Source organism: Streptococcus sp. HMSC078H03, assembly GCF_001808655.1.
GTDB classification, from domain to species: Bacteria; Bacillota; Bacilli; order Lactobacillales; family Streptococcaceae; genus Streptococcus; species Streptococcus salivarius_G.
The window spans coordinates 1-22,526 of sequence record NZ_KV794119.1 but is presented as its reverse complement, the minus strand read 5'-3'; the positions used below and the strand labels follow the sequence as shown (position 1 = coordinate 22,526).

22 protein-coding genes are annotated in these 22,526 nt (G+C 36.8%); all 22 read left to right on the top strand.

The window, feature by feature from the left end:
- Nucleotides 1-20 precede the first annotated feature (20 nt).
- The 22 genes from rpiA (at nucleotide 21) to HMPREF2607_RS09335 (ending at nucleotide 22,489) form a co-directional block, all read left to right on the top strand.
- The gene (gene rpiA / locus HMPREF2607_RS09440; RefSeq protein WP_002884973.1) at nucleotides 21-701 is read left to right on the top strand and encodes a ribose-5-phosphate isomerase RpiA; all 681 of its coding nucleotides are present in this window, start codon (nucleotides 21-23) and stop codon (nucleotides 699-701) included.
- Between the two features lie 119 nt (nucleotides 702-820).
- Complete coding sequence (locus HMPREF2607_RS09435; protein WP_070476840.1) at nucleotides 821-2,032, top strand: phosphopentomutase; 1,212 nt, start codon at nucleotides 821-823, stop codon at nucleotides 2,030-2,032.
- A gap of 1 nt (nucleotide 2,033) precedes the next feature.
- Nucleotides 2,034-2,579 (top strand): DUF1697 domain-containing protein, encoded by a 546-nt coding sequence (locus HMPREF2607_RS09430; protein WP_070476839.1) that lies wholly within the window; start codon nucleotides 2,034-2,036, stop codon nucleotides 2,577-2,579.
- 18 nt (nucleotides 2,580-2,597) lie between these two features.
- A complete protein-coding gene (locus HMPREF2607_RS09425) occupies nucleotides 2,598-3,407 on the top strand; it encodes a purine-nucleoside phosphorylase (RefSeq protein WP_070476838.1) in 810 nt (269 codons plus the stop codon).
- A 3-nt stretch (nucleotides 3,408-3,410) separates the two neighbouring features.
- Nucleotides 3,411-4,658, top strand: coding sequence for a chloride channel protein (locus HMPREF2607_RS09420; RefSeq protein ID WP_070476837.1), 1,248 nt, complete (start codon nucleotides 3,411-3,413; stop codon nucleotides 4,656-4,658).
- Entirely contained in the window at nucleotides 4,655-5,368 is a 714-nt protein-coding gene (locus HMPREF2607_RS09415) for a type 1 glutamine amidotransferase (RefSeq protein WP_070476836.1), read from the top strand. Before HMPREF2607_RS09420 ends, HMPREF2607_RS09415 begins: the two co-directional genes overlap by 4 nt.
- A 201-nt stretch (nucleotides 5,369-5,569) precedes the next feature.
- Nucleotides 5,570-6,280, top strand: a complete 711-nt coding sequence (gene deoD / locus HMPREF2607_RS09410) for a purine-nucleoside phosphorylase (protein WP_070476834.1) — start codon at nucleotides 5,570-5,572, stop codon at nucleotides 6,278-6,280.
- A gap of 340 nt (nucleotides 6,281-6,620) precedes the next feature.
- Nucleotides 6,621-8,081, top strand: coding sequence for an LCP family glycopolymer transferase CpsA (locus HMPREF2607_RS09405; protein ID WP_070476833.1), 1,461 nt, complete (start codon nucleotides 6,621-6,623; stop codon nucleotides 8,079-8,081).
- Complete coding sequence (gene cps4B / locus HMPREF2607_RS09400; protein ID WP_070476831.1) at nucleotides 8,082-8,813, top strand: capsular polysaccharide biosynthesis protein Cps4B; 732 nt, start codon at nucleotides 8,082-8,084, stop codon at nucleotides 8,811-8,813.
- Between the two features lie 8 nt (nucleotides 8,814-8,821).
- Entirely contained in the window at nucleotides 8,822-9,514 is a 693-nt protein-coding gene (locus HMPREF2607_RS09395; protein ID WP_021144222.1) for a capsular polysaccharide biosynthesis protein, read from the top strand.
- 9 nt (nucleotides 9,515-9,523) lie between these two features.
- Entirely contained in the window at nucleotides 9,524-10,264 is a 741-nt protein-coding gene (locus tag HMPREF2607_RS09390; protein ID WP_070476830.1) for a tyrosine-protein kinase, read from the top strand.
- Between the two features lie 56 nt (nucleotides 10,265-10,320).
- Entirely contained in the window at nucleotides 10,321-11,688 is a 1,368-nt protein-coding gene (locus tag HMPREF2607_RS09385) for a sugar transferase (RefSeq protein ID WP_021144220.1), read from the top strand.
- A gap of 32 nt (nucleotides 11,689-11,720) precedes the next feature.
- Nucleotides 11,721-12,893: a beta 1-4 rhamnosyltransferase Cps2T gene (gene cps2T, locus HMPREF2607_RS09380; RefSeq protein WP_021144219.1), complete on the top strand. Its 1,173-nt coding sequence runs from the start codon at nucleotides 11,721-11,723 to the stop codon at nucleotides 12,891-12,893.
- A 2-nt stretch (nucleotides 12,894-12,895) separates the two neighbouring features.
- The gene (locus tag HMPREF2607_RS09375) at nucleotides 12,896-14,044 is read left to right on the top strand and encodes a glycosyltransferase family 4 protein (protein WP_021144218.1); all 1,149 of its coding nucleotides are present in this window, start codon (nucleotides 12,896-12,898) and stop codon (nucleotides 14,042-14,044) included.
- A 1-nt stretch (nucleotide 14,045) separates the two neighbouring features.
- Entirely contained in the window at nucleotides 14,046-14,687 is a 642-nt protein-coding gene (locus HMPREF2607_RS09370; protein ID WP_021144217.1) for a DUF1919 domain-containing protein, read from the top strand.
- Nucleotides 14,684-15,655: a DUF6625 family protein gene (locus tag HMPREF2607_RS09365; protein ID WP_037600570.1), complete on the top strand. Its 972-nt coding sequence runs from the start codon at nucleotides 14,684-14,686 to the stop codon at nucleotides 15,653-15,655. Before HMPREF2607_RS09370 ends, HMPREF2607_RS09365 begins: the two co-directional genes overlap by 4 nt.
- Nucleotides 15,648-16,718 (top strand): glycosyltransferase family 2 protein, encoded by a 1,071-nt coding sequence (locus HMPREF2607_RS09360; protein ID WP_037600573.1) that lies wholly within the window; start codon nucleotides 15,648-15,650, stop codon nucleotides 16,716-16,718. Before HMPREF2607_RS09365 ends, HMPREF2607_RS09360 begins: the two co-directional genes overlap by 8 nt.
- 33 nt (nucleotides 16,719-16,751) lie before the next feature.
- Nucleotides 16,752-17,897 carry a polysaccharide polymerase gene (locus tag HMPREF2607_RS09355; protein WP_037600576.1) on the top strand — a complete coding sequence of 382 codons (1,146 nt, stop codon included), beginning with the start codon at nucleotides 16,752-16,754 and terminating at the stop codon, nucleotides 17,895-17,897.
- Nucleotides 17,898-17,910: 13 nt separating this feature from the next.
- Nucleotides 17,911-19,326, top strand: a complete 1,416-nt coding sequence (locus HMPREF2607_RS09350; protein ID WP_021144213.1) for a flippase — start codon at nucleotides 17,911-17,913, stop codon at nucleotides 19,324-19,326.
- Between the two features lie 10 nt (nucleotides 19,327-19,336).
- Nucleotides 19,337-20,437, top strand: coding sequence for a UDP-galactopyranose mutase (gene glf / locus HMPREF2607_RS09345; protein ID WP_037600581.1), 1,101 nt, complete (start codon nucleotides 19,337-19,339; stop codon nucleotides 20,435-20,437).
- Entirely contained in the window at nucleotides 20,434-21,426 is a 993-nt protein-coding gene (locus HMPREF2607_RS09340; RefSeq protein WP_021144211.1) for a stealth family protein, read from the top strand. The genes glf and HMPREF2607_RS09340 overlap by 4 nt, the downstream gene beginning before the upstream one ends.
- A gap of 10 nt (nucleotides 21,427-21,436) precedes the next feature.
- A complete protein-coding gene (locus HMPREF2607_RS09335) occupies nucleotides 21,437-22,489 on the top strand; it encodes a glycosyltransferase (RefSeq protein WP_037600584.1) in 1,053 nt (350 codons plus the stop codon).
- Nucleotides 22,490-22,526: the final 37 nt, after the last annotated feature.

Genomic DNA, 22,526 nt, shown 5'->3' with positions numbered 1-22,526 from the left:
AAAGATGCAAGGAGACGAGCATGGAAGAACTTAAGAAAATTGCTGGTGTAACCGCTGCCAAATACGTTGAAGATGGAATGGTTGTTGGACTCGGTACAGGGTCAACAGCTTACTTCTTCGTAGAGGAAATTGGCCGTCGTATTAAGGAAGAAGGTCTTAGTGTTGTTGGTGTAACGACATCAAGTCAAACCACTAAACAAGCTGAAGGCTTAGGCATTCCTTTGAAGGCAGTGGATGACATTGACAGTATTGATGTTACTGTTGATGGAGCCGACGAAGTAGACCCTCAACTCAACGGGATTAAAGGTGGCGGTGGCGCCCTTTTGATGGAAAAAATTGTCGCTACACCTACAAAAGAATATATCTGGGTGGTTGATGAGTCTAAAATGGTTGATCAATTAGGTGCTTTCAAACTACCAGTTGAAGTGGTTCAATATGGTGCTGACCGTCTGTATCGTGTCTTTGAGTCTAAGGGTTATAAGCCATCATTCCGACTTACGGAACAAGGTGACCGCTTTGTTACAGATATGAAGAACTATATCATCGATCTTGATTTAGGTAAGATTGAAAATCCAGTAGCTCTTGGTGAAGAACTAAAAGCTATGACAGGGGTTGTTGATCATGGATTGTTCAATGGAATGGTTAACAAAGTCATCGTTGCAGGAAAAGACGGTGTTAAGGTCGTTGAAGTTAAGGCCTAGTCCGATTTTTATTCCCTCACCTTTAATAAGGAAAACTAATTAATTTTTATCAAACTATTAAATAATATAGAAAGGCAAGAGGTAATTTCGAAAAGATTTTAGCTCTTTGTGGTGTTATTATGTCCAAATTTAACCGAATGCATTTAGTCGTTCTTGATTCAGTAGGAATTGGTGCTGCTCCAGATGCCAATGACTTTGTCAATGCAGGTGTGCCAGATGGTGCTTCAGATACCCTTGGTCATATCTCTAAATCAGTAGGATTGAATGTGCCAAATATGGCTAAGCTTGGTCTAGGAAATATTCCTCGTGAAACACCTTTGAAAACAGTACCAGCAGAAAGCAACCCAACTGGTTATGCAACAAAATTGCAGGAAGTGTCTCTTGGTAAAGATACGATGACTGGTCACTGGGAGATCATGGGTCTCAATATTACTGAACCTTTTGATACTTTCTGGAACGGATTCCCAGAAGAAATTCTCACTAAAATTGAAGAATTCTCAGGCCGTAAAGTCATTCGTGAAGCTAATAAACCATACTCAGGTACGGCTGTTATTGAAGACTTTGGACCTCGTCAAATGGAAACTGGTGAATTGATTATTTACACTTCAGCTGACCCAGTTCTTCAAATTGCTGCACACGAAGACGTTATTCCTTTGGATGAATTGTATCGTATTTGTGAATATGCGCGTTCAATTACTCTTGAGCGTCCAGCTCTTCTAGGGCGTATCATTGCTCGTCCTTACGTTGGTGAACCTGGAAACTTCACTCGTACATCTAACCGTCGTGATTTGGCTGTCTCACCATTTGCACCAACTGTTTTGGATAAATTGAATGAAGCTGGTATCGATACTTATGCCGTTGGTAAAATCAATGATATTTTCAATGGAGCTGGTATCAACCACGATATGGGACACAACAAATCAAATAGCCATGGTATTGATAATTTGATTAAAGCTATGACTTCTGAAGACTTCAAACATGGTTTCTCATTCACAAACTTGGTAGACTTCGATGCCCTTTATGGACACCGTCGTGATCCACATGGATACCGTGATTGCTTGCACGAATTTGACCAACGTTTGCCTGAAATCATTGCTGCTATGCGTGAAGATGATCTCTTGATGATTACTGCAGACCACGGAAATGATCCAACTTATGCAGGTACAGACCATACTCGTGAGTATATTCCTTTCTTGGCTTATAGCCCATCATTCAAAGGAAATGGACTTATTCCAGTAGGTCATTTCTCTGACATCTCAGCAACTGTCGCTGAAAACTTTGGTGTAGATAAAGCCATGATTGGTGAAAGCTTCTTGGATAAACTTATCTAAAATGAAGCGCTATGCATTTTTGGTTCGTGGGATAAACGTTGGTGGTCGTCACAAGGTAGTCATGGAGGAATTTTGTCGTGAATTAGAAGAACTCGGTATGTCACATGTTTCTTCCTATATAAATAGTGGAAATCTTTTCTTTGATTCTACCTTGATGAAAGAGGAACTCCTCTTAGTTTTAGAGGAATTTCTAAATAAGGCTTATCCATTTATTAAGGTGTTTTCTCTTTTTACTCTGGAAGATTACCAATGTGAAGTGGAATCTTTACCTGAGTGGTGGGAAGATGATTTCTATAGAAAAGACGTCCTCTTATTCACTGAAAGACTTGATAAGAACGAAATGAAGAAGATTATTAACTCTTTAGAGTTGAAAGATGAAATACTTCATTTTGGTCAGCTTGGGGTCTACTGGGTAAAATTTGATAAATCAACTTATAGTCAAACCGCTTATCATAAGAAGTTATTGAAAACGCCTTTTTATCCTGATATAACCATTCGAAATGCAAGAACTTTTTCAAAAATTGGTCACTTTTTAAGAATGAAATAAAATTAAGGGAGAAATAACATGTCGCTACTTGAAAAAATTAGAGTCACTCAAGCATTTTTGGAAAGCAAAGGAATTGAAAATCCTGAGTTCGGTTTAATCTTGGGTTCTGGACTTGGTGAGTTGGCTGAAGAAGTTGAAGACGCAGTTGTCATTGACTATGCGGATATTCCAAACTGGGGACAATCAACGGTTGTCGGTCATGCTGGAAAACTTGTTTACGGAACTTTGTCTGGACGTAAGGTTTTGGCTCTTCAAGGTCGTTTCCATTTTTATGAAGGAAATCCGCTTGAAGTCGTTACTTTCCCTGTACGTGTTATGAAAGCACTTGGATGTGAAGGTGTTGTTGTAACCAACGCAGCAGGTGGAATCGGCTTTGGTCCAGGTACTTTGATGGCCATCACTGACCACATCAACATGACTGGTCAAAACCCATTGATTGGTGAAAACTTGGATGATTTTGGTCCACGTTTCCCTGATATGTCTAAAGCTTACACACCTGAATACCGTGAAACCGCTCATAAAATGGCTGATAAACTTGGTATCAAATTGGATGATGGTGTTTATATCGGTGTGACTGGTCCAACTTATGAAACTCCAGCTGAAATCCGTGCTTACAAGACACTTGGGGCAGATGCTGTTGGGATGTCAACCGTTCCTGAGGTTATTGTTGCAGCTCACTCTGGCTTAAAAGTTCTTGGTATCTCATGTATTACCAACTTTGCGGCTGGTTTCCAAGAAGAATTGAACCACGAAGAAGTGGTGGAAGTGACAGAGCGTGTTAAAGGGGACTTTAAAGGATTGCTAAAAGCGATTCTTGCTGAACTCTAAATTATGATAGCTCGGGGAATAAAACCTATAACGTCATTACCCAAGTCGACTAGGTTAAGTTTAGCTGTTTTTGGAACCGGTATTGCTTCAGGTTTGGTAGGCATTCTTTGTCATTACCTTTTGGAGTTTATACAGATTCTTGTATTTGGTAATGATAAATCGGATTTATTGTCACAGTTTAACTCTGTAAGTCCCTTTCGACGATTTGCAGTATTGCTTGTAGTAGGTGTTTTGGCTAGTTTATTTTGGTATTTCCTTCAGAGACGAGTGTCCCTCCTTTCTATTAGTAAGGCTAAGCAACTCGTTGGTAAGAAGAGTCCAAATTTTCTTGGCCAAAGTCTACATGCTTTGATGCAGGTTGCAATCGTTGGAGCTGGTTCCTCAATTGGCAAAGAAGGAGCGCCTCGAGAATTAGGCGCTCTATTTGGTGGTAGTCTATCCAAAGCCTTGCATTTGGATGTTGTTGATAGACAATTGTTAATTGCTTGCGGGGCAGGTGCTGGCTTAGCTGCGGTATACCAAGTCCCCTTTGCCAGTACACTGTTTGTTCTGGAAACCTTAGGGGTTGCTTGGAAATCAAAAAATATTGTTATCATTCTTGTGACAACCTATTTGTCAGCTTATTGTTCTCGACCAATCGTCGGTAAGGAGGCAATGTATCAAGTCGGTAAAGTTGGCTCAGACCCTGCTAGTCTGATTCAGGTTATTGTTCTTGTATTAGTGATAACTCCGCTGGCGATGATGTTTAGCTTCTTAGCCAAAAAGGCTAGCAAAAGTCGTATTACTGATAAACGCATTCTGTGGACCATGCCACTATCTTATATAGTACTAGGTGGGATTGCAGCTTTCTATCCTTTAATCATGGGAAATGGTCAGGTTCTAGCACAATGGTTATTTTCAGGTGGGGGTTCAGCATACCTACCTCTTATCCTTGTCGTCAAAGGACTTGTGGTATGTTTGCTTTTATGGGCGGGCTCTTATGGGGGAACCCTAACCCCTTCCTTTACCTTAGGTGCCGGATCGGGTTTCCTATTGACAAGCTGTCTTGAGATTTTTGGCTTATCACTCAATCCTACTCTAGGAATGTTACTCGGTGCAACCGTATTTTTAGGAACAACTTTAGATGCTCCTCTAACTGGGATAGCCTTAGTTCTAGGTTTTACTGGTCAAGGAGGGCTGGTAGCAGTACCACTAATCTTAGCGAGTCTACTATCGAGGATATTAAAAAATAGATGGAAGAAAAAACAATGAATATTCATTTTATCTTACACGAAACGTTTGAAGTCCCAGGAGCCTATTTAAAATGGGCACAAGACCGTGGGCATAATATCACATCAACCAAGGTATATGAGGAAGAGCCTCTTCCTGAAACCGTTGAAGGTATTGATTTTCTAATTGTTATGGGTGGCCCTCAGTCACCTGATGAGGATCGTCAGGCCTTCCCTTATTATGACCCAGAGGCTGAGATTGCATTTATGCAAAAAGCAATTGCTGCTGATATCTATATTGTTGGGGTTTGCCTAGGTGCTCAACTTTTATCTGTTGCCTATGGTGGTAAGTACGAGCATAGTCAAGAACGTGAGATTGGTGTTTTCCCTGTAACATTAACTGAGGAAGGTTTAGCGGATGAGCATGTCAAAGGTTTTGGCAAAACCCTAAATACTGGTCACTGGCATGGTGATATGCCTGGATTGACTGATAATGCAGTTGTTCTTGCTACTAGTCAAGGTTGTCCACGCCAAATTGTTCGCTTCAGTCCTAAACATTATGCCTTTCAGGCACACTTAGAGTTTGATCTTGAAGCTATTGATTTACTTATAGCTGCTGACGGTGAAGAGCATTTACGTAAGCAAAATAAAGAGTTGCCTTTTGTTCAAACACCTGAACAATTGCGTGCCAACGATTATTCTGAAATGAACAAAAAGTTATACGATTTTCTTGATTCATTGACTCAAGCTTAATCCACTTTTAAAGTAGTTATTTATCCACTATATAATAGTAGAAAATATTTAAAAATAAAAATTAAGAAAGGTAGAGCGTGTGTTCTTGATTTGAACATGAGCGGAAAGCTCGGAAAATAGATAATCTGACTGAGAAATCAGGATTTCTCGTCAGATTCCTAATTTTCAGTCGCTTTCTGGTCGCTCTTTGTATCATAAACTATGTCTATTCATATTGCTGCTAAGCAAGGAGAAATTGCTGATAAAATTCTTCTTCCAGGGGATCCATTGCGTGCGAAATTCATTGCTGAGAATTTCCTAGAGGATGCTGTATGTTTCAATGAGGTTCGTAACATGTTTGGTTACACAGGAACATACAAAGGTGAACGTGTCTCAGTAATGGGAACAGGAATGGGGATGCCATCGATCTCTATTTATGCGCGTGAGCTTATCGTTGACTATGGTGTTAAAAAATTGATTCGTGTGGGTACTGCTGGTTCATTGAACGAGGATGTTCACGTTCGTGAGTTAGTTCTAGCACAAGCCGCAGCGACAAACTCTAACATTGTCCGCAATGATTGGCCACAATACGATTTCCCACAAATTGCAAGTTTCGATCTCTTGGATAAGGCTTACCACATTGCCAAAGACCTTGGTATGACAACACATGTTGGTAATGTCTTGTCATCTGATGTTTTCTATTCAAATTATTTCGAAAAAAACATTGAGCTTGGTAAGTGGGGAGTGAAGGCTGTTGAAATGGAAGCAGCAGCACTTTACTACCTTGCAGCCCAACACCAAGTAGATGCTCTTGCCATCATGACTATTTCTGATAGTTTGGTCAATCCAGATGAAGACACTACAGCTGAGGAACGTCAAAACACTTTCACTGACATGATGAAAGTTGGTCTTGAAACACTTATTGCAGACTAATTTGTAAAAGGACGCCATTAGGTCGTCCTTTTGTGTTGTAACTACTATCTACTCGAAGAATCAATAGGTTAAAAATTTTCAAACTACTAGAAAATAATAAAAATATTTGGAAGAAAAAGACTTGTAATAAATAGATAAATATCCGACAATTTAATATTAAACCACTAAAAATGTGAAAAATAGTTTACAATATTATGAAAAATGATAGAAATTAAATGCCTGATATCATAATGAAAAACGGTTTCTTCTTTTTTAAAAAGAATGACAATTGAAATGAAGTTATAGTAATGTTATAATGATAATGGGAAATGTCTAATTTTAATTTTTAGGAGCAATTTATATGAGTTCGCGTACGAATCGTAAGCAAAAACGTACGAGTAATAGATCGTGGGGGATGGTCAACGTTGGGTTGACCATTCTGTATGCTATTTTAGCATTGGTCTTATTATTCACAATGTTCAATTATAATTTCCTATCATTTAGGTTTTTGAACATCATTATCACCATTGGTTTGTTGGTAGTTCTTGCTATTAGCATCTTCCTTCAGAAGACTAAGAAATCACCACTAGTGACAACGGTTGTATTGGTTATCTTCTCGCTAGTTTCTCTGGTTGGTATTTTTGGTTTTAAACAAATGATTGATATCACTAACCGTATGAATCAGACGGCTGCATTTTCTGAAGTAGAAATGAGCATAGTGGTTCCTAAGGATAGTGACATCAAAGATGTGAGTCAGCTTACTAGCGTACAAGCACCAACTAAGGTTGATAAGAACAATATCGACACCTTGATGTCTGCTCTAAAGAAAGACAAAAAGGTTGATGTAAAAGTTGATGATGTTGCTTCATATCAAGAAGCATATGACAATCTTAAGTCTGGCAAATCTAAAGCTATGGTCTTGAGTGGCTCTTATGCTAGCCTACTAGAGTCTGTCGATAGTAACTATGCTTCAAATCTAAAAACAATCTATACTTATAAAATTAAAAAGAAGAATAACAACTCTGCAAAACAAGTAGATTCAAAAGTCTTCAATATTTATATTAGTGGTATTGATACCTACGGTTCAATTTCAACAGTGTCACGTTCAGATGTCAATATCATTATGACAGTTAACATGAACACACATAAGATTCTCTTGACGACTACTCCACGTGATGCGTACGTTAAGATTCCTGATGGTGGGGCAGACCAGTATGATAAATTAACCCACGCAGGTATTTATGGCGTTGAAACATCTGAAAAAACTCTGGAAAATCTTTATGGCATTAAGATTGATTACTATGCACGAATTAACTTCACATCTTTCCTTAAGTTGATTGACCAACTTGGTGGTGTGACAGTTCATAATGATCAAGCTTTCACAAGTCTTCATGGGAAGTTTGATTTCCCAGTTGGAGATATCCAAATGAATTCTGAACAAGCCCTTGGCTTTGTTCGTGAGCGTTATAGTTTGGATGGAGGAGATAATGACCGTGGTAAGAACCAAGAGAAAGTGATTTCTGCGATTGTAAACAAGTTGGCTTCACTAGATTCAGTATCAAACTTTACTTCAATCGTTAACAATCTTCAAGACTCTGTTCAAACGAATATGTCTTTAGATACCATTAATGCTTTGGCCAATACACAACTTGATTCAGGTTCTAAATTTACGGTGACTTCTCAAGCAGTAACAGGTACAGGTTCAACCGGACAATTGACCTCTTATGCCATGCCAAATTCTAGTCTCTACATGATGAAACTGGATGATTCTAGTGTGGAAAGCGCCTCTCAAGCTATCAAAAATTTGATGGAGGAAAAATAAGTGATTGACGTTCACTCACATATTGTTTTTGATGTTGATGATGGTCCTAAAACTTTAGAAGAAAGTCTTGACCTCATTGGCGAAAGCTATGCGCAAGGAGTGCGTACGATTGTTTCAACATCCCATCGTCGTAAGGGGATGTTTGAGACTCCAGAGGATAAAATTTTTGCCAACTTTTCTAAGGTAAAAGCAGAAGCAGAAGCACTTTATCCAGACTTAACTATTTGTTATGGTGGTGAACTTTATTACACCTCAGACATTGTGGAGAAGCTTGAAAAGAATCTCATTCCACGCATGCACAACACTCAATTTGCTTTGATTGAGTTTAGTGCTCGCACATCTTGGAAAGAAATTCATAGTGGGCTTAGTAATGTTTTACGAGCAGGGGTAACACCAATTGTTGCTCATATTGAGCGCTACGATGCCCTCGAAGAAAATGCTGACCGTGTTCGAGAAATCATCAATATGGGCTGCTATACTCAAGTCAATAGCTCACATGTCCTCAAACCAAAGCTCTTTGGCGATAAAGATAAAGTAAGAAAGAAACGTGTTCGTTATTTCTTGGAAAAAAATTTGGTTCATATGGTTGCTAGTGACATGCATAATCTTGGTCCAAGACCACCATTTATGAAAGATGCTTACGCTATTATCGAAAAGACTTACGGAACGCGACGTGCTCGTAACCTTTTCATTGAAAATCCACAAACACTACTTGAAAATCAATACATATAGGAGAAACTATGACTCAGGAAAACACGAAGCGTGTTGAAATCGACGTGCTTGCATTATTGCACAAACTTTGGACTAAAAAGGTATTTATTCTATTTACAGCCTTCTATGTCGCTGTCTTTGCCTTCTTGGGAACTTATTTCCTCATTCAACCAACATATACGTCGTCTACACGTATCTATGTGGTTAATCAAGCTAACGATGGCAAAAACCTTTCTGCTCAAGATTTGCAGGCCGGTACATTTTTGACAAAAGACTACAAAGAAATTATTACATCAAACGATGTCTTGTCAGAAGTTATCAAAGATGAAAAATTGAATATGAGTGAAGGTGAACTTGCTAAAATGATTTCAGTTAATATTCCTACTGATACTCGTCTTATCTCAATTTCTGTTAATGCTAAAACTGGTCAAGATGCGCAAACACTTGCCAATAAGGTTCGTGAAGTTGCTTCAGAAAAAATCAAGAACGTGACAAAAGTTGAAGATGTCACAACACTTGAAGAAGCTAAATTGCCAGAGTCACCATCTTCACCAAATATCAAACGTAACGTGCTTCTTGGAGCAGTGCTTGGAGGATTCCTTGCAGTGGTTGGTGTATTGGTACGTGAAATCCTAGATGATCGCATTCGCCGTCCAGAAGATGTGGAAGATGCCCTTGGAATGACACTTCTTGGAATTGTCCCTGATACAGATAAAATTTAAGGAGAAGAAATGCCTCTATTAAAGTTAGTAAAATCTAAAGAAAACTTTGCCAAACAAACAGAAGAGTATTACAATGCCATTCGCACAAATATTCAATTTTCTGGTGCTCAGATGAAAGTGATTGCGGTTAGCTCTGTTGAAGCTGGTGAAGGAAAATCAACGACATCTGTTAACTTGGCGATTTCATTTGCTAGTGTCGGGCTCCGAACACTTCTCATTGATGCAGATACTCGTAACTCTGTTTTGTCAGGTACATTTAAATCAAATGAGCCTTATAAAGGCCTTTCAAATTTCCTTTCTGGAAATGCTGATTTAAATGAAACGATTTGTCAAACTGATATTTCTGGTTTGGATGTCATTGCATCTGGTCCTGTACCACCTAATCCAACAAGTCTTTTGCAAAATGACAATTTTAGACATTTGATGGAAGTTGCTCGTAGTCGTTATGATTATGTCATCATTGATACGCCACCAATTGGTTTGGTCATTGATGCGGTTATTATTGCCCATCAGGCTGACGCTAGTCTTTTGGTTACAGCAGCAGGAAAAATCAAACGTCGTTTCGTAACTAAGGCGGTCGAACAATTGGAACAAAGTGGTTCTCAGTTCTTAGGTGTCGTCCTTAATAAAGTTGATATGACAGTTGATAAGTATGGTTCATATGGTTCTTACGGATCATATGGCGAGTACGCGAAAAAGTCAGACCAAAAAGAAGGTCATTCAAGAGCACATCGTCGTAGAAAAGGATAGCACTAATGGGGATGATGCGGCTTCTTATACCTTAACAGATTAAAAAGGGGTTTAGAGTGAAAGAAAAACAAGAAATTCGTCGCATTGAAATTGGTATTATACAGTTGGTTGTGGTTGTTTTCGCAGCCATGGTAGCTAGTAAAATACCTTATACAGAGATTACCCAGGGAAGCATTGTCCTTTTAGGTGTCGTACATGTAGTGTCTTACTATATCAGTAGTTATTATGAAAATCTTAAGTATAGAGGCTACTTGGATGAACTCATTGCAACTGTCAAATATTGTTTCATATTTGCTCTAATTGCAACTTTCCTCTCGTTTTTTGCAGATGGAAGTTTTTCTATCTCACGTCGCGGACTTCTTTACGTCACACTAATTTCAGGTGTTCTCTTATACTTTACAAATACAGTTCTTAAGTATTTCCGCTCATCTATTTATACACGTCGTAAAAGTAACAAGAATATTCTCTTGATTTCTGATCAGGCACGTCTTGATAATGTTTTATCTCGTATGAAGGACAATATGGATGGTAGGATTACAGCCGTTTGTGTCTTGGATAATCCTTATTTCACTGATCCTTTTATCAAGAGTGTTAAACCTGAAAATTTGATTGAATATGCGACACACTCAGTAGTAGACCAAGTTTTGATTAATCTGCCAAGTGAGCAGTACAAGATTTGGGATTATGCGTCACCATTTGAACTTATGGGAATCCCAGTATCCATTAATTTGAATGCCCTTGAATTTATGAGTCAGGGTGAAAAACGTATCCAACAATTGGGTCCTTTCAAAGTTGTTACGTTTTCTACGCATTTTTATAGCTATGGAGATATCTTGGCGAAACGCTTCCTCGATATCTGTGGAGCTATAGTTGGTTTGGTGCTCTGTGGTATTGTTGGAATCTTCCTTTATCCTCTTATTCGTAAAGATGGAGGACCAGCTATTTTTGCTCAAGATCGTGTGGGAGAAAATGGACGTATCTTCAAGTTTTATAAATTCCGTTCTATGCGTGTTGATGCGGAAGAAATCAAGAAGAATTTGATGGCACAGAATCAAATGTCTGGTGGTATGTTTAAGATGGACAATGATCCACGTATTACCAAAATTGGACATTTCATTCGTAAAACGAGTCTTGATGAACTTCCACAATTTTGGAATGTTCTAAAAGGTGATATGAGCTTGGTAGGAACACGTCCACCAACATTGGATGAGTACGAATCTTATACACCGGAACAAAAACGTCGCCTCAGCTTTAAACCAGGTATTACTGGTCTTTGGCAAGTAAGTGGTCGAAGTGAAATTACTGATTTTGATGAAGTTGTAAAACTAGACGTTGCTTATATGGACGGATGGACAATCTGGCGCGATATCAAAATATTATTGAAAACAATTAAAGTAGTAGTAATGAAGGATGGAGCAAAGTGATGGCTTTCTCCATTTCTTTTAATGGTGATTAAATGACAAAAACAGTTTTTATCGTTGGTTCTAAGGGAATTCCAGCAAAATATGGTGGATTTGAGACCTTTGTTGAGAAGTTGACAGAGTTCCAACAAGACAAAGATATCCAATATTATGTAGCTTGTATGCGTGAAAATTCTGCTAAATCAGGAATTACAGCAGATACTTTCGAACATAACGGTGCTAAATGCTACAATATTGACGTCCCAAATATCGGGCCTGCACGTGCCATCGCTTATGATATCGCAGCTCTTAATAAGGCCATTGAGATTGCTAAGGAAAATAATGATCAAGCACCAATCTTCTATGTTTTGGCCTGCCGAATTGGTCCATTTATCTCAGGTATTAAAAAGAAAATCAAGGCTATCGGTGGTACCCTTATGGTTAACCCGGATGGTCATGAATGGCTTCGTGCAAAGTGGAGTCTTCCTGTTCGTAAGTATTGGAAAATTTCAGAGCAACTCATGGTTAAACATGCAGATCTCTTGATTTGTGATAGTAAAAACATTGAATCTTATATTCAAAATGATTATGCGAAGTATCGTCCTCAAACAACCTATATTGCCTATGGAACAGATACAACTAAATCTCGATTGACTAAGGTTGATGATAAGGTACGCACATGGTACTTCGAAAAGGGAGTTATTGAAAACAATTATTATCTTGTTGTAGGACGTTTTGTGCCTGAAAATAACTATGAGGCTATGATTCGTGGTTTTATGGCATCTAGCTCCGATAAGGATTTTGTTCTCATTACCAATGTTGAAGAAAACAAATTTTACGACAAGTTGCGCCAGGAAACTGGTTTTGACAAGGATCCTCGTGTGAAGTTTGTCGGAACTGTTTATGACCAAGAATTGCTCAAGTACATTCGTGAGAATGCCTTTGCTTATTTCCATGGTCATGAGGTAGGTGGAACCAATCCATCACTTCTTGAGGCACTGGAGTCAACTAAGCTCAATCTCTTGTTGGATGTTGGCTTTAACCGTGAAGTCGGTGAAGATGGTGCTCTCTATTGGAAAAAAGACCAATTGGCAAGTGTCATTAATCAAGCTGAACAATTGGATGAAAAAGCTATCGCAGACCTCAATCAAAAATCAAGTAAACGTATCGAAGAAGCCTTTACTTGGGAAAAAATTGTTACAGACTACGAGAAAGTATTTAAAGGATAGAAATGCAGAAAATTTTATATCTTCACGCTGGTGCCGAAATGTATGGTGCTGATAAGGTTTTGTTGGAGCTTATTAAAGGGTTGGATAAAGAAGCCTTTGAGGCTCATGTCATTTTGCCCAACGATGGCGTATTAGTGGGTGCATTGGAAGAGATTGGTGCTAAGGTAAAAGTTATCGATTATCCAATCTTGCGCCGGAAGTATTTTAATCCTAAGGGAATTCTTGAGTATTTTGGCTCTTATAATCGATATTCAAAGCAAATTAATAAATATGCTAAGGAAAATGGCATTACTCTTATTCACAATAATACGACTGCGGTACTTGAGGGAATTTATCTCAAACGTAAGTTGAAACTTCCTTTGATTTGGCATGTTCACGAGATTATCGTCAAACCAAAAGCAATCTCTGATTTCATCAACTTTTTGATGGGGCGTTATGCTGATACGATTGTGACAGTTTCAAATGCTGTGGCCAACCACGTGAAGAAGTCTCGCTTTGTAAAAAATGACCAAGTTCAGGTCATCTATAATGGTGTTGACAATGCCGTCTATCATGAAATGGATGCCAGCGCAGTTCGTGACCAGTTTGGTATCGCACAGGATGCCTTGATTATCGGAATGGTTGGTCGAGTGAATGCTTGGAAAGGTCAAGGCGATTTCTTGGAAGCAGTGACTCCAATCTTAAAGGCTAATCCAAAAGCAGTAGCCTTTCTGGCAGGGAGTGCTTTTGAAGGTGAAGAGTGGCGTGTTGATGAGTTGGAAAAGGCAATATCAGACTCACCAGTAGCTGGACAAATCAAGCGTATCGATTATTATAGTAAGACAACAGAGCTCTATAATATGTTTGATATCTTTGTTTTGCCAAGTACCAATCCAGATCCCCTACCAACCGTAGTTCTCGAATCAATGGCTTGTGGCAAACCTGTAGTCGGCTACCGTCATGGTGGTGTCTGTGAAATGGTTAAGGAAGGTGAAAACGGTCTTCTTGCCACACCAAATCAGCCTGCAGAATTGTCTAAGACCATCCAAGAATTAGCTGATAACACTGAGAAGAGAGAGCAATTTGGCAAGGCCTCTGTCAAACGCCAAAAAGAACTCTTTTCATTACAAAGTTATATTCGTAATTTCTCAGAACTATATAAGAAGTACTAATATGAACCGTGAAACACTAAAAAATAAATTAAAACCAATCGTTTATCCAATTATTAATTTTATTCCTAGACGAAGACTTAAGAATAAAAATTTTACGATTATTTGTGATAATTGTTGGGCTGGAAAAGTCTATCAGGAATTGGGCTTGCCTTATCAAACTCCATTTGTAGGGATGTTTGTCTTTTCGCCTGATTACATTAAGATGCTCAATAATTTAAAATACTATTTGAGTGGAAACATCCCCTTGAAATTTGTTAAGGAATCCAAATATATCAAAGACTTTGATAATGCCTATCCTCTAGCACTTCTTGATGATATTGAACTTCATTTCCTGCATTATGCAGATGAGGAAGAAGCAACTCAAAAATGGAACCGTCGTTTAGAAAGAATTCATTGGGATAATTTGTATTTCAAGTTCAATGATAATGATGCTTGTACTTACGAGCTGATGAAAGAGTTTGAAGAACTTCCATATAAGAGTAAGGTCATCTTCTCTTCTAAGAATTATAGTGATCTACCTTCCTTGGTTCATTTCAAATCAGCAGAGAAGCAAGGGCATGTTGGGATAGATTTGAAAACTTACCACCGCTATTTTAATGCTGTTACCTGGTTGAATAAGGGTGGAGAGGATTTAACGAAATGAAAAAGATAAGACTTATTATTCCATACTTTGGAAAACTTCCAAAGTTTTTCCCATATTTTTTGCTGACCGCCAAACGTAATCAAAAGATTGATTTCTTAATTTATACGGATCAAAATGTTGACCAATTGGAAATTTTGAACGCTGAGAATATTGAATTTAAGACTCTTTCGTTTGATGATTTAAGAAAAAAAGTACAGTCTAAATTTGATTTTGAAATTTCTCTCAAAACACCTTATAAATTATGTGACTATAAAGTTGCTTATGGGTTTATCTTTGAAGAGGAGTTGAAGGGATATGACTACTGGGGATTTTGTGATACAGATGTCTTACTTGGTGATATTTATCAATTTCTGGAAGAACATAGCTTTTTTGAGAATGACTATGCTCGATATGGTCTTTTAGGTCATCTCCAAATATTTAAAAATTCACAAGAAGTTAATCATGTATTTATGTCTGGGCAAGGTTTAAACTATCGATTAGATTATCATAATGTCTTTACTAGTGAGCAAAATTTTATTTTTGATGAGGCAGAAGGTATTCAAAAATTGTTTAAAAAATCTGGTTTTGAACAATTACAAGATAAGTTTTTTGATGATATTGATATCAGCCATTTTTCATTTCGAGAATATGGAGAAGATGAGCCTAAACGTTATTATTCTTGGTCACAGAAACATGGCTTGAAATCGATTAATTTAATTGATGGTAAAATAGTTATCAAACATCCGCTATATACACATTTTCAAAAAAGGACAATTGAATGTCCTGAATTTGAACTTGTAGAATCATTTTATGTTATTCCGAATAAGTTAGTATTTGGAGAAGAACTTTCGATACAAGAAATCGAAGAAGTCACTAAAAATAAGTTCTATTGGGAATATGTCAAGTCAACGTTTTTTAAAAAATTTAAAATGGAAAAATGGTCGTTAGAATTTATTCGCCATAAATTAAGGATGAGAGCTAATGAGTAATATAGATTTAAGCATTATTGTTCCGGTATATAATGTTGAGAATTATTTAAGAAGAGGTCTGGATTCAATTCTGTCGCAACCGTCATTAATAAATTATGAGATTCTATTAATTGATGATGATTCAAGTGATAATAGTGGTGCGATTTGTGATGAGTATCAAAAACATTATTCGAATGTTTTTGTTACTCATATTGAAAATAATGGTGTAGCAGAAGCTAGGAATCTGGGCATCTCTTTATCAAGGGGAAATTATTTATACTTTATGGATCCAGATGATTTTTTGTCTGATGATTTCTTTGAAAGGATATCCCCTCAATTTAATAAAAAATGGGATGTTCTTTGTTTTGGCTACAATGAGATTAAAGAAAATAATAATAATATTTTATCTTGTCGTTCTCATACATATAGTCAAACTGGAATTCTTGATAAAGGTGAATTTAGAAGTTGTTTTGTAGATTTATTTAAAACGGACATGATGTATAATGTTTGGTCAAGAGTATATAACAAATCGTTTATTTTAAAATACGATATAAAATTTCCTAGCAGATCAATAGGAGAGGACACATTATTCAATTTTCAAGTTTATCAACATTTAGATAACATTCTTTTTATTGATTCGACTCTTTATAATTACATTGCAGGTAGGAGTGGTTCTGCATTGACAAGTTTTCATCCTAAAAGAATTGAAATTCAATTAGATGAACTTCAAGAATTACGTAAATTGCTTGAACAGTTCCAATTAGAAGATGCTACATTAATTCAGGATATTAAGACCAAGATTATCATAAGTTCAGTTTTTCAAATTTCTAATTTAAAGTTGAGAAAACAAGAAAAAATAGAATTACTACAGTCTATTATTGCTAATAAAGCTTTTGACAAAATTTTTTCAGGAAATAGGAATCAACTGATTGGGTCTTATAAGACTCTATTAAGACAGCGAGATATTTCTTCTTTTCTTAGAAGATTGAGTATTGATCTTCTAACTAAAAAAAAATTTCGGACAGTCATCTTTATTGAAAAAATGAAAATGAATCCAATTTTACGTAAAATTGCTTTTAAATAAATTAGCTATTCTTATAAACAGTAAAAGGGTATTATGTTAAAAATTAAGTTTGAGAACCTTTTGGTTATTTTGGTCTTATCGTTAATTGTTGGGTACGATGTTATTATGACTTCGGTTCTTAATAAAACTCTCCCTCAGTTACCAACTATTCTCTTGATTGGTGTTGTATTAGTGTTGTCACTAAGGTTTTTATTTATTAAAAATTTCAGTATATTATTCATTGTTTCAGGAATTCTTTTAATCGTAACAAGTTTATGTGTTTTTTTACAAACTGGTGCTACCAATTTTCTCCTATACTCATTATTGATTTTACTACTATACGATGTTGATGTAGATGTTATTTTAAAAACTTATGTGTTTGTTGCTGGTTCAATTGTCATAGGTATATTCTTACTTTCATTAATCGGTCTTCTACCAAATTTACAATTTGCTCAAGTTAGATCTTCTGGATTAGTTATAAGAAATTCATTTGGCTTTATTTATCCTACAGATTTTGCCTCCCACTGTTTTTATTTATTTATTGCTTGGGGATATTTACTTAGAGAAAAGTATATTTGGCTAAGGGTGGCTGTTGGAGTAGCTTTGTCAGCCTTTATTATCAAATTTTGTGATGCTAGATTGAATTCTATGTCTGTTTTAATAGCTGTAATTATTTTTTTAGTAATGTACTATACTAAAGAAAAGAAATTTAAAGTTTATTACATACTACCCTACTTTGCGGCAATTTTTTCATCATTGATGTTTTATTTGTCTTCCCATTTTTCTTTCTCTTCACCATTTTTTGTTAAGTTGAACGACTTCTTCAGTATGAGACTTTTTTTGGGTAAAAATGCCCTTGATACATACAAGTTACACCTTTTTGGAACTAATAATGTGAAATTTATTGGTTATGGTGGTACTACAGAGTCAGTACTCAGTTATAATTATGTTGATTCCTCTTATATTCAAATGTTATTCTACTATGGAATTGTTCCTGTAGTCTTGCTTGTATTAGTTTATGTTTTGGCATCCATAAAAATTTATAAAGAAGGTAAAGTATTACTTCTTATGTTACTCTCCTTAATAACAATCAATTGTATGATTGAGGCATTTTGGATTAGACCAGGATATAATATTTTTATGTTTACATTATTTGCAAGTCTTGTTTCTGTTAATGAAATAAAAGATAAAAGAATTTAAGTAGAGATAATAAATGAAAGTTTTAAAAAATTACGCCTACAATCTTTCCTATCAATTACTGGTCATTGTTTTACCAATCATTACGACACCTTATGTTACTAGGATTTTTAGTTCTAAGGATTTAGGTACTTATGGTTACTTTAATTCGATTGTGACCTACTTTATTCTTTTGGCGACTTTAGGTGTTGCTAACTATGGTACTAAAGAGATTTCAGGACATCGAAAGGATATTCGTAAAAATTTCTGGGGTATTTATACCCTCCAATTGATTGCGACTATTTTGTCTCTTGTCTTGTATACATCATTATGTTTGTTCTTTCCTGGTATGCAAAATATGGTGGCTTATATCTTAGGATTAAGCTTGATATCGAAAGGAATGGATATTTCTTGGTTATTCCAAGGTTTGGAGGATTTTCGTCGTATTACCGCTAGGAATACAACGGTAAAGGTTTTAGGAGTTATTTCTATCTTCCTATTTGTGAAAACACCTGGTGATTTGTATCTCTATGTTTTCCTATTGACCTTCTTTGAATTGCTTGGGCAATTAAGTATGTGGTTACCAGCGAGACCTTACATTGAAGAACCGCAATTTGATTTATCTTATGCTAAGAAACATCTTAAACCTGTTATTTTGCTGTTTCTCCCTCAGGTTGCCATTTCACTATACGTGACTTTGGATCGTACGATGTTGGGTGCCTTGTCATCTACCAATGACGTCGGTATTTATGACCAGGCATTGAAGATTATCAATATCCTCTTAACACTAGTGACCTCTTTAGGTAGTGTAATGCTTCCTAGGGTATCTGGTCTTTTATCTAGCGGAGACCATAAGGCCGTTAACAAGATGCATGAGTTGTCTTTCTTGATTTATAATCTTGTGATTTTCCCGATAATAGCGGGTCTCTTGATTGTTAATAAGGACTTTGTGAGTTTCTTCCTAGGGAAAGATTTCCAAGAGGCTTATCTTGCCATTGCTATTATGGTCTTTAGGATGTTCTTTATCGGTTGGACAAATATTATGGGAATCCAGATTTTGATTCCACACAATAAACATCGTGAGTTTATGCTCTCTACGACTATTCCGGCTGTTGTCAGTGTTGGACTTAATCTCTTGTTAATTCCTCCATTTGGCTTTGTCGGGGCCTCAATTGTATCAGTTTTAACAGAGGCTTTGGTATGGGTTATTCAATTGAATTTTTCAAGGAAATTCATCAAAGATGTGTCAATCCTTCCAGCCATGTCAAAAATTATCTTAGCATCAGTTGTCATGTATTTTGGACTCTTTGTCTTTAAGATGTTTGTGCAATTGAAACCAATGCTAAATGTAGCAGTAGATGGTCTTGTCGGTGCTATCATTTATATCGTCTTGATTATTGTCTTACGTGTCGTTGATATGAAAGACTTGAAGCAACAGTTAATGAAAAACTAAGGAGAAAAATATGTACGATTATCTTATCGTTGGTGCTGGTTTGTCTGGAGCAATCTTCGCACATGAAGCTACAAAACGTGGCAAAAAAGTAAAAGTGATTGACAAGCGTGATCACATCGGTGGCAATATCTACTGTGAAGATGTTGAAGGTATCAACGTTCACAAGTACGGTGCCCACATTTTCCATACCTCAAATAAAAAAGTTTGGGATTATGTCAACCAATTTGCTGAGTTTAATAACTATATCAACTCACCGATTGCTAACTACAAGGGCAGTCTTTACAACCTTCCATTTAACATGAATACCTTTTATGCTATGTGGGGCACTAAGACTCCTCAAGAAGTTAAGGACAAGATTGCTGAGCAAACGGCTGATATGAAAGATGTTGATCCTAAAAACTTGGAAGAACAAGCCATCAAGTTGATTGGTCCAGATATCTACGAAAAGTTGATTAAGGGATACACTGAAAAACAATGGGGACGTTCTGCCACAGACCTTCCACCATTTATTATCAAACGTCTCCCTGTTCGTCTGACTTTTGATAACAACTACTTTAATGACCGTTACCAAGGAATTCCGATTGGTGGTTACAATGTCATCATTGAAAATATGCTTGGAGATGTAGAAGTAGAGCTTGGAGTTGACTTCTTTGCCAATCGTGAAGAGCTTGAAGCTTCAGCTGAAAAAGTTGTCTTTACAGGAATGATTGACCAGTACTTTGATTATAAACATGGTGAGTTGGAGTATCGCAGTCTTCGTTTTGAACACGAAGTCTTGGATGAAGAAAATCATCAAGGAAATGCCGTGGTCAACTACACAGAGCGTGAGATTCCTTATACTCGTATTATTGAGCATAAGCATTTCGAGTATAATACACAACCTAAGACAGTTATCACACGTGAATACCCAGCTGATTGGAAACGTGGAGATGAACCATACTACCCAATCAATGATGAAAAGAACAATGCCATGTTTGCTAAGTACCAAGAAGAAGCTGAGAAAAATGACAAGGTAATCTTCTGTGGACGTCTTGCAGATTATAAATACTACGACATGCACGTGGTCATTGAGCGTGCTCTAGAAGTCGTTGAGAAAGAATTTACTATATGACACAAGAAAAAATTGATATCGTTGTTCTTTGGGTAGATGGAAGTGCCCCAGAGTTTATCCGTGAGAAACAAGCAGTTACTGAGAATGTTTCTGATTTGAACCAAGATATTGATGGTGAGCAACGTTATCGTGATTATGGTATTTTTAATTACTGGTTCCGAATGATTGAAAAGCATGCTCCTTGGGTAAATAATGTCTATTTGATTACCAATGGGCAAAAGCCAGACTGGTTGAATTTGGAACATCCAAAACTCAAATTGGTTACTCATAGGGAATTTATGCCTAAAGAATACCTACCGACCTATAATTCAGCAGCTATTGAGCTTAATCTTCATCGTATTGAAGGATTGTCGGAGAACTACTTGTATTTCAATGATGATATGTACTTGATTAGAGACAGTCAACCTTCAGATTTTTATAAAAATGGTCAGCCTAAGCTTTTAGCTGTTTATGATGCCTTAGTTCCTTGGTCACCATTTACGAATACTTATCACAACAATGTTGAATTAATTTATCGCCATTTTCCTAATAAGAAGGCTTTGAAGTCTTCGCCATGGAAATTCTTTAATTTCCGTTATGGTTCCTTGGTTTTGAAAAACTTGTTACTCTTGCCTTGGGGTCCTACGGGATACGTGAACCAGCATTTACCTGTTCCGATGAAGAAGAGTACCTTGGCACATTTATGGGAAATTGAAGGTGAAACTTTAGATAAAACATCGCGAAATCCAATTAGAGACTATGGAGTAGATGTTAATCAATACATCTGTCAGCATTGGCAAATTGAAAGTAACCAGTTTTACCCTATGTCTAAAAGTTTCGGAGAGACAATCGGTTTGAATCAGGTGGATAAGCTGGAATCTATCTTTAAAGATAGACGTAAAAAACTACTTTGTGTGAATGATGATGTTGACTTTAAAGAGGAGAATATCATTCGTTTTAAGGAAATCTTGAATGAATACTATCCTGAAAAATCAGCTTTTGAAAAATGAGAAATAAGAGATGAAATACTATTTAAAAGAAGAATTTTTACACGATAACAATGTCAAAAATGCTGGAAATAAGGCACGGAATGATGTTGAAGTAATTTTAAATAAATTGGGTTATTCTCCATTAAAAGTTTTGGTTAAAGACTGGTATCAAATGAATGTGCTAAATGCTCAGATTCATAAATATAGAGCACATTCTAAAGCCTTTAAATTCTTAAACAAAAATGATGAAATCGTGATTCAATTTCCTTTGTTACATCATACTTTATTTCTTAGCAATTTGTTAAGAAAACTAAAAAACAAAGGTGTTAAAGTCTATTTTCTAATTCATGATTTAGAAACACTTCGTTTTGTGAATGATAAAACTTTACCCTTTAGGATGAAGTTACGGATGAAATTAACTGAAAGCGATACGTTCCGTAACGTTACAGGTATCATTGCTCACAATCCAATCATGAAATCTGTTTTAGTGGATAAAGGGGTTGCAGAAGATAAGATTGTTAGCCTTGGCATTTTCGACTATTTGATTCCAAATTTCCAAGAGAAGACAGGTCTAAGTAAGAATCAGCCAATTATTGTGGCTGGTAATCTGGCACAAGAAAAAGCTGGTTATCTTTACTCACTTCCTGCGAAACCTGCTTATAACCTTTATGGTGTTGGCTTCGACGAGAGCAGAGCTCTTGCGAATGAGACCTACTTTGGCTCATTCCTACCTGATGAGCTTCCTGCAGCCCTTGAGGGTGGTTTTGGGCTTGTCTGGGATGGTGATAGTGCTGAGACATGTAGTGGTGTCTTTGGCGAGTACCTTCGCTATAACAACTCTCATAAGGCATCACTTTACTTGGCCTCAGGATTCCCGCTTGTTGTTTGGAAACAGTCAGCCTTGTCTCACTTTGTGCTTGAGAATGGCTGTGGGATTGCAGTAGAGTCGCTTCATGATTTGAAGGCTACCATTGACAATCTTTCAGATACTGATTACCAAGATTTGCTTGAAAATACTAAGCGTGTCGGTAAAGGTATTCGTGATGGTCACTACCTACTTACCGCATTGAACAATTTGAAATAAGATAAAAAGGCTCTTTGTCAACTGTAGTGGGTGACGA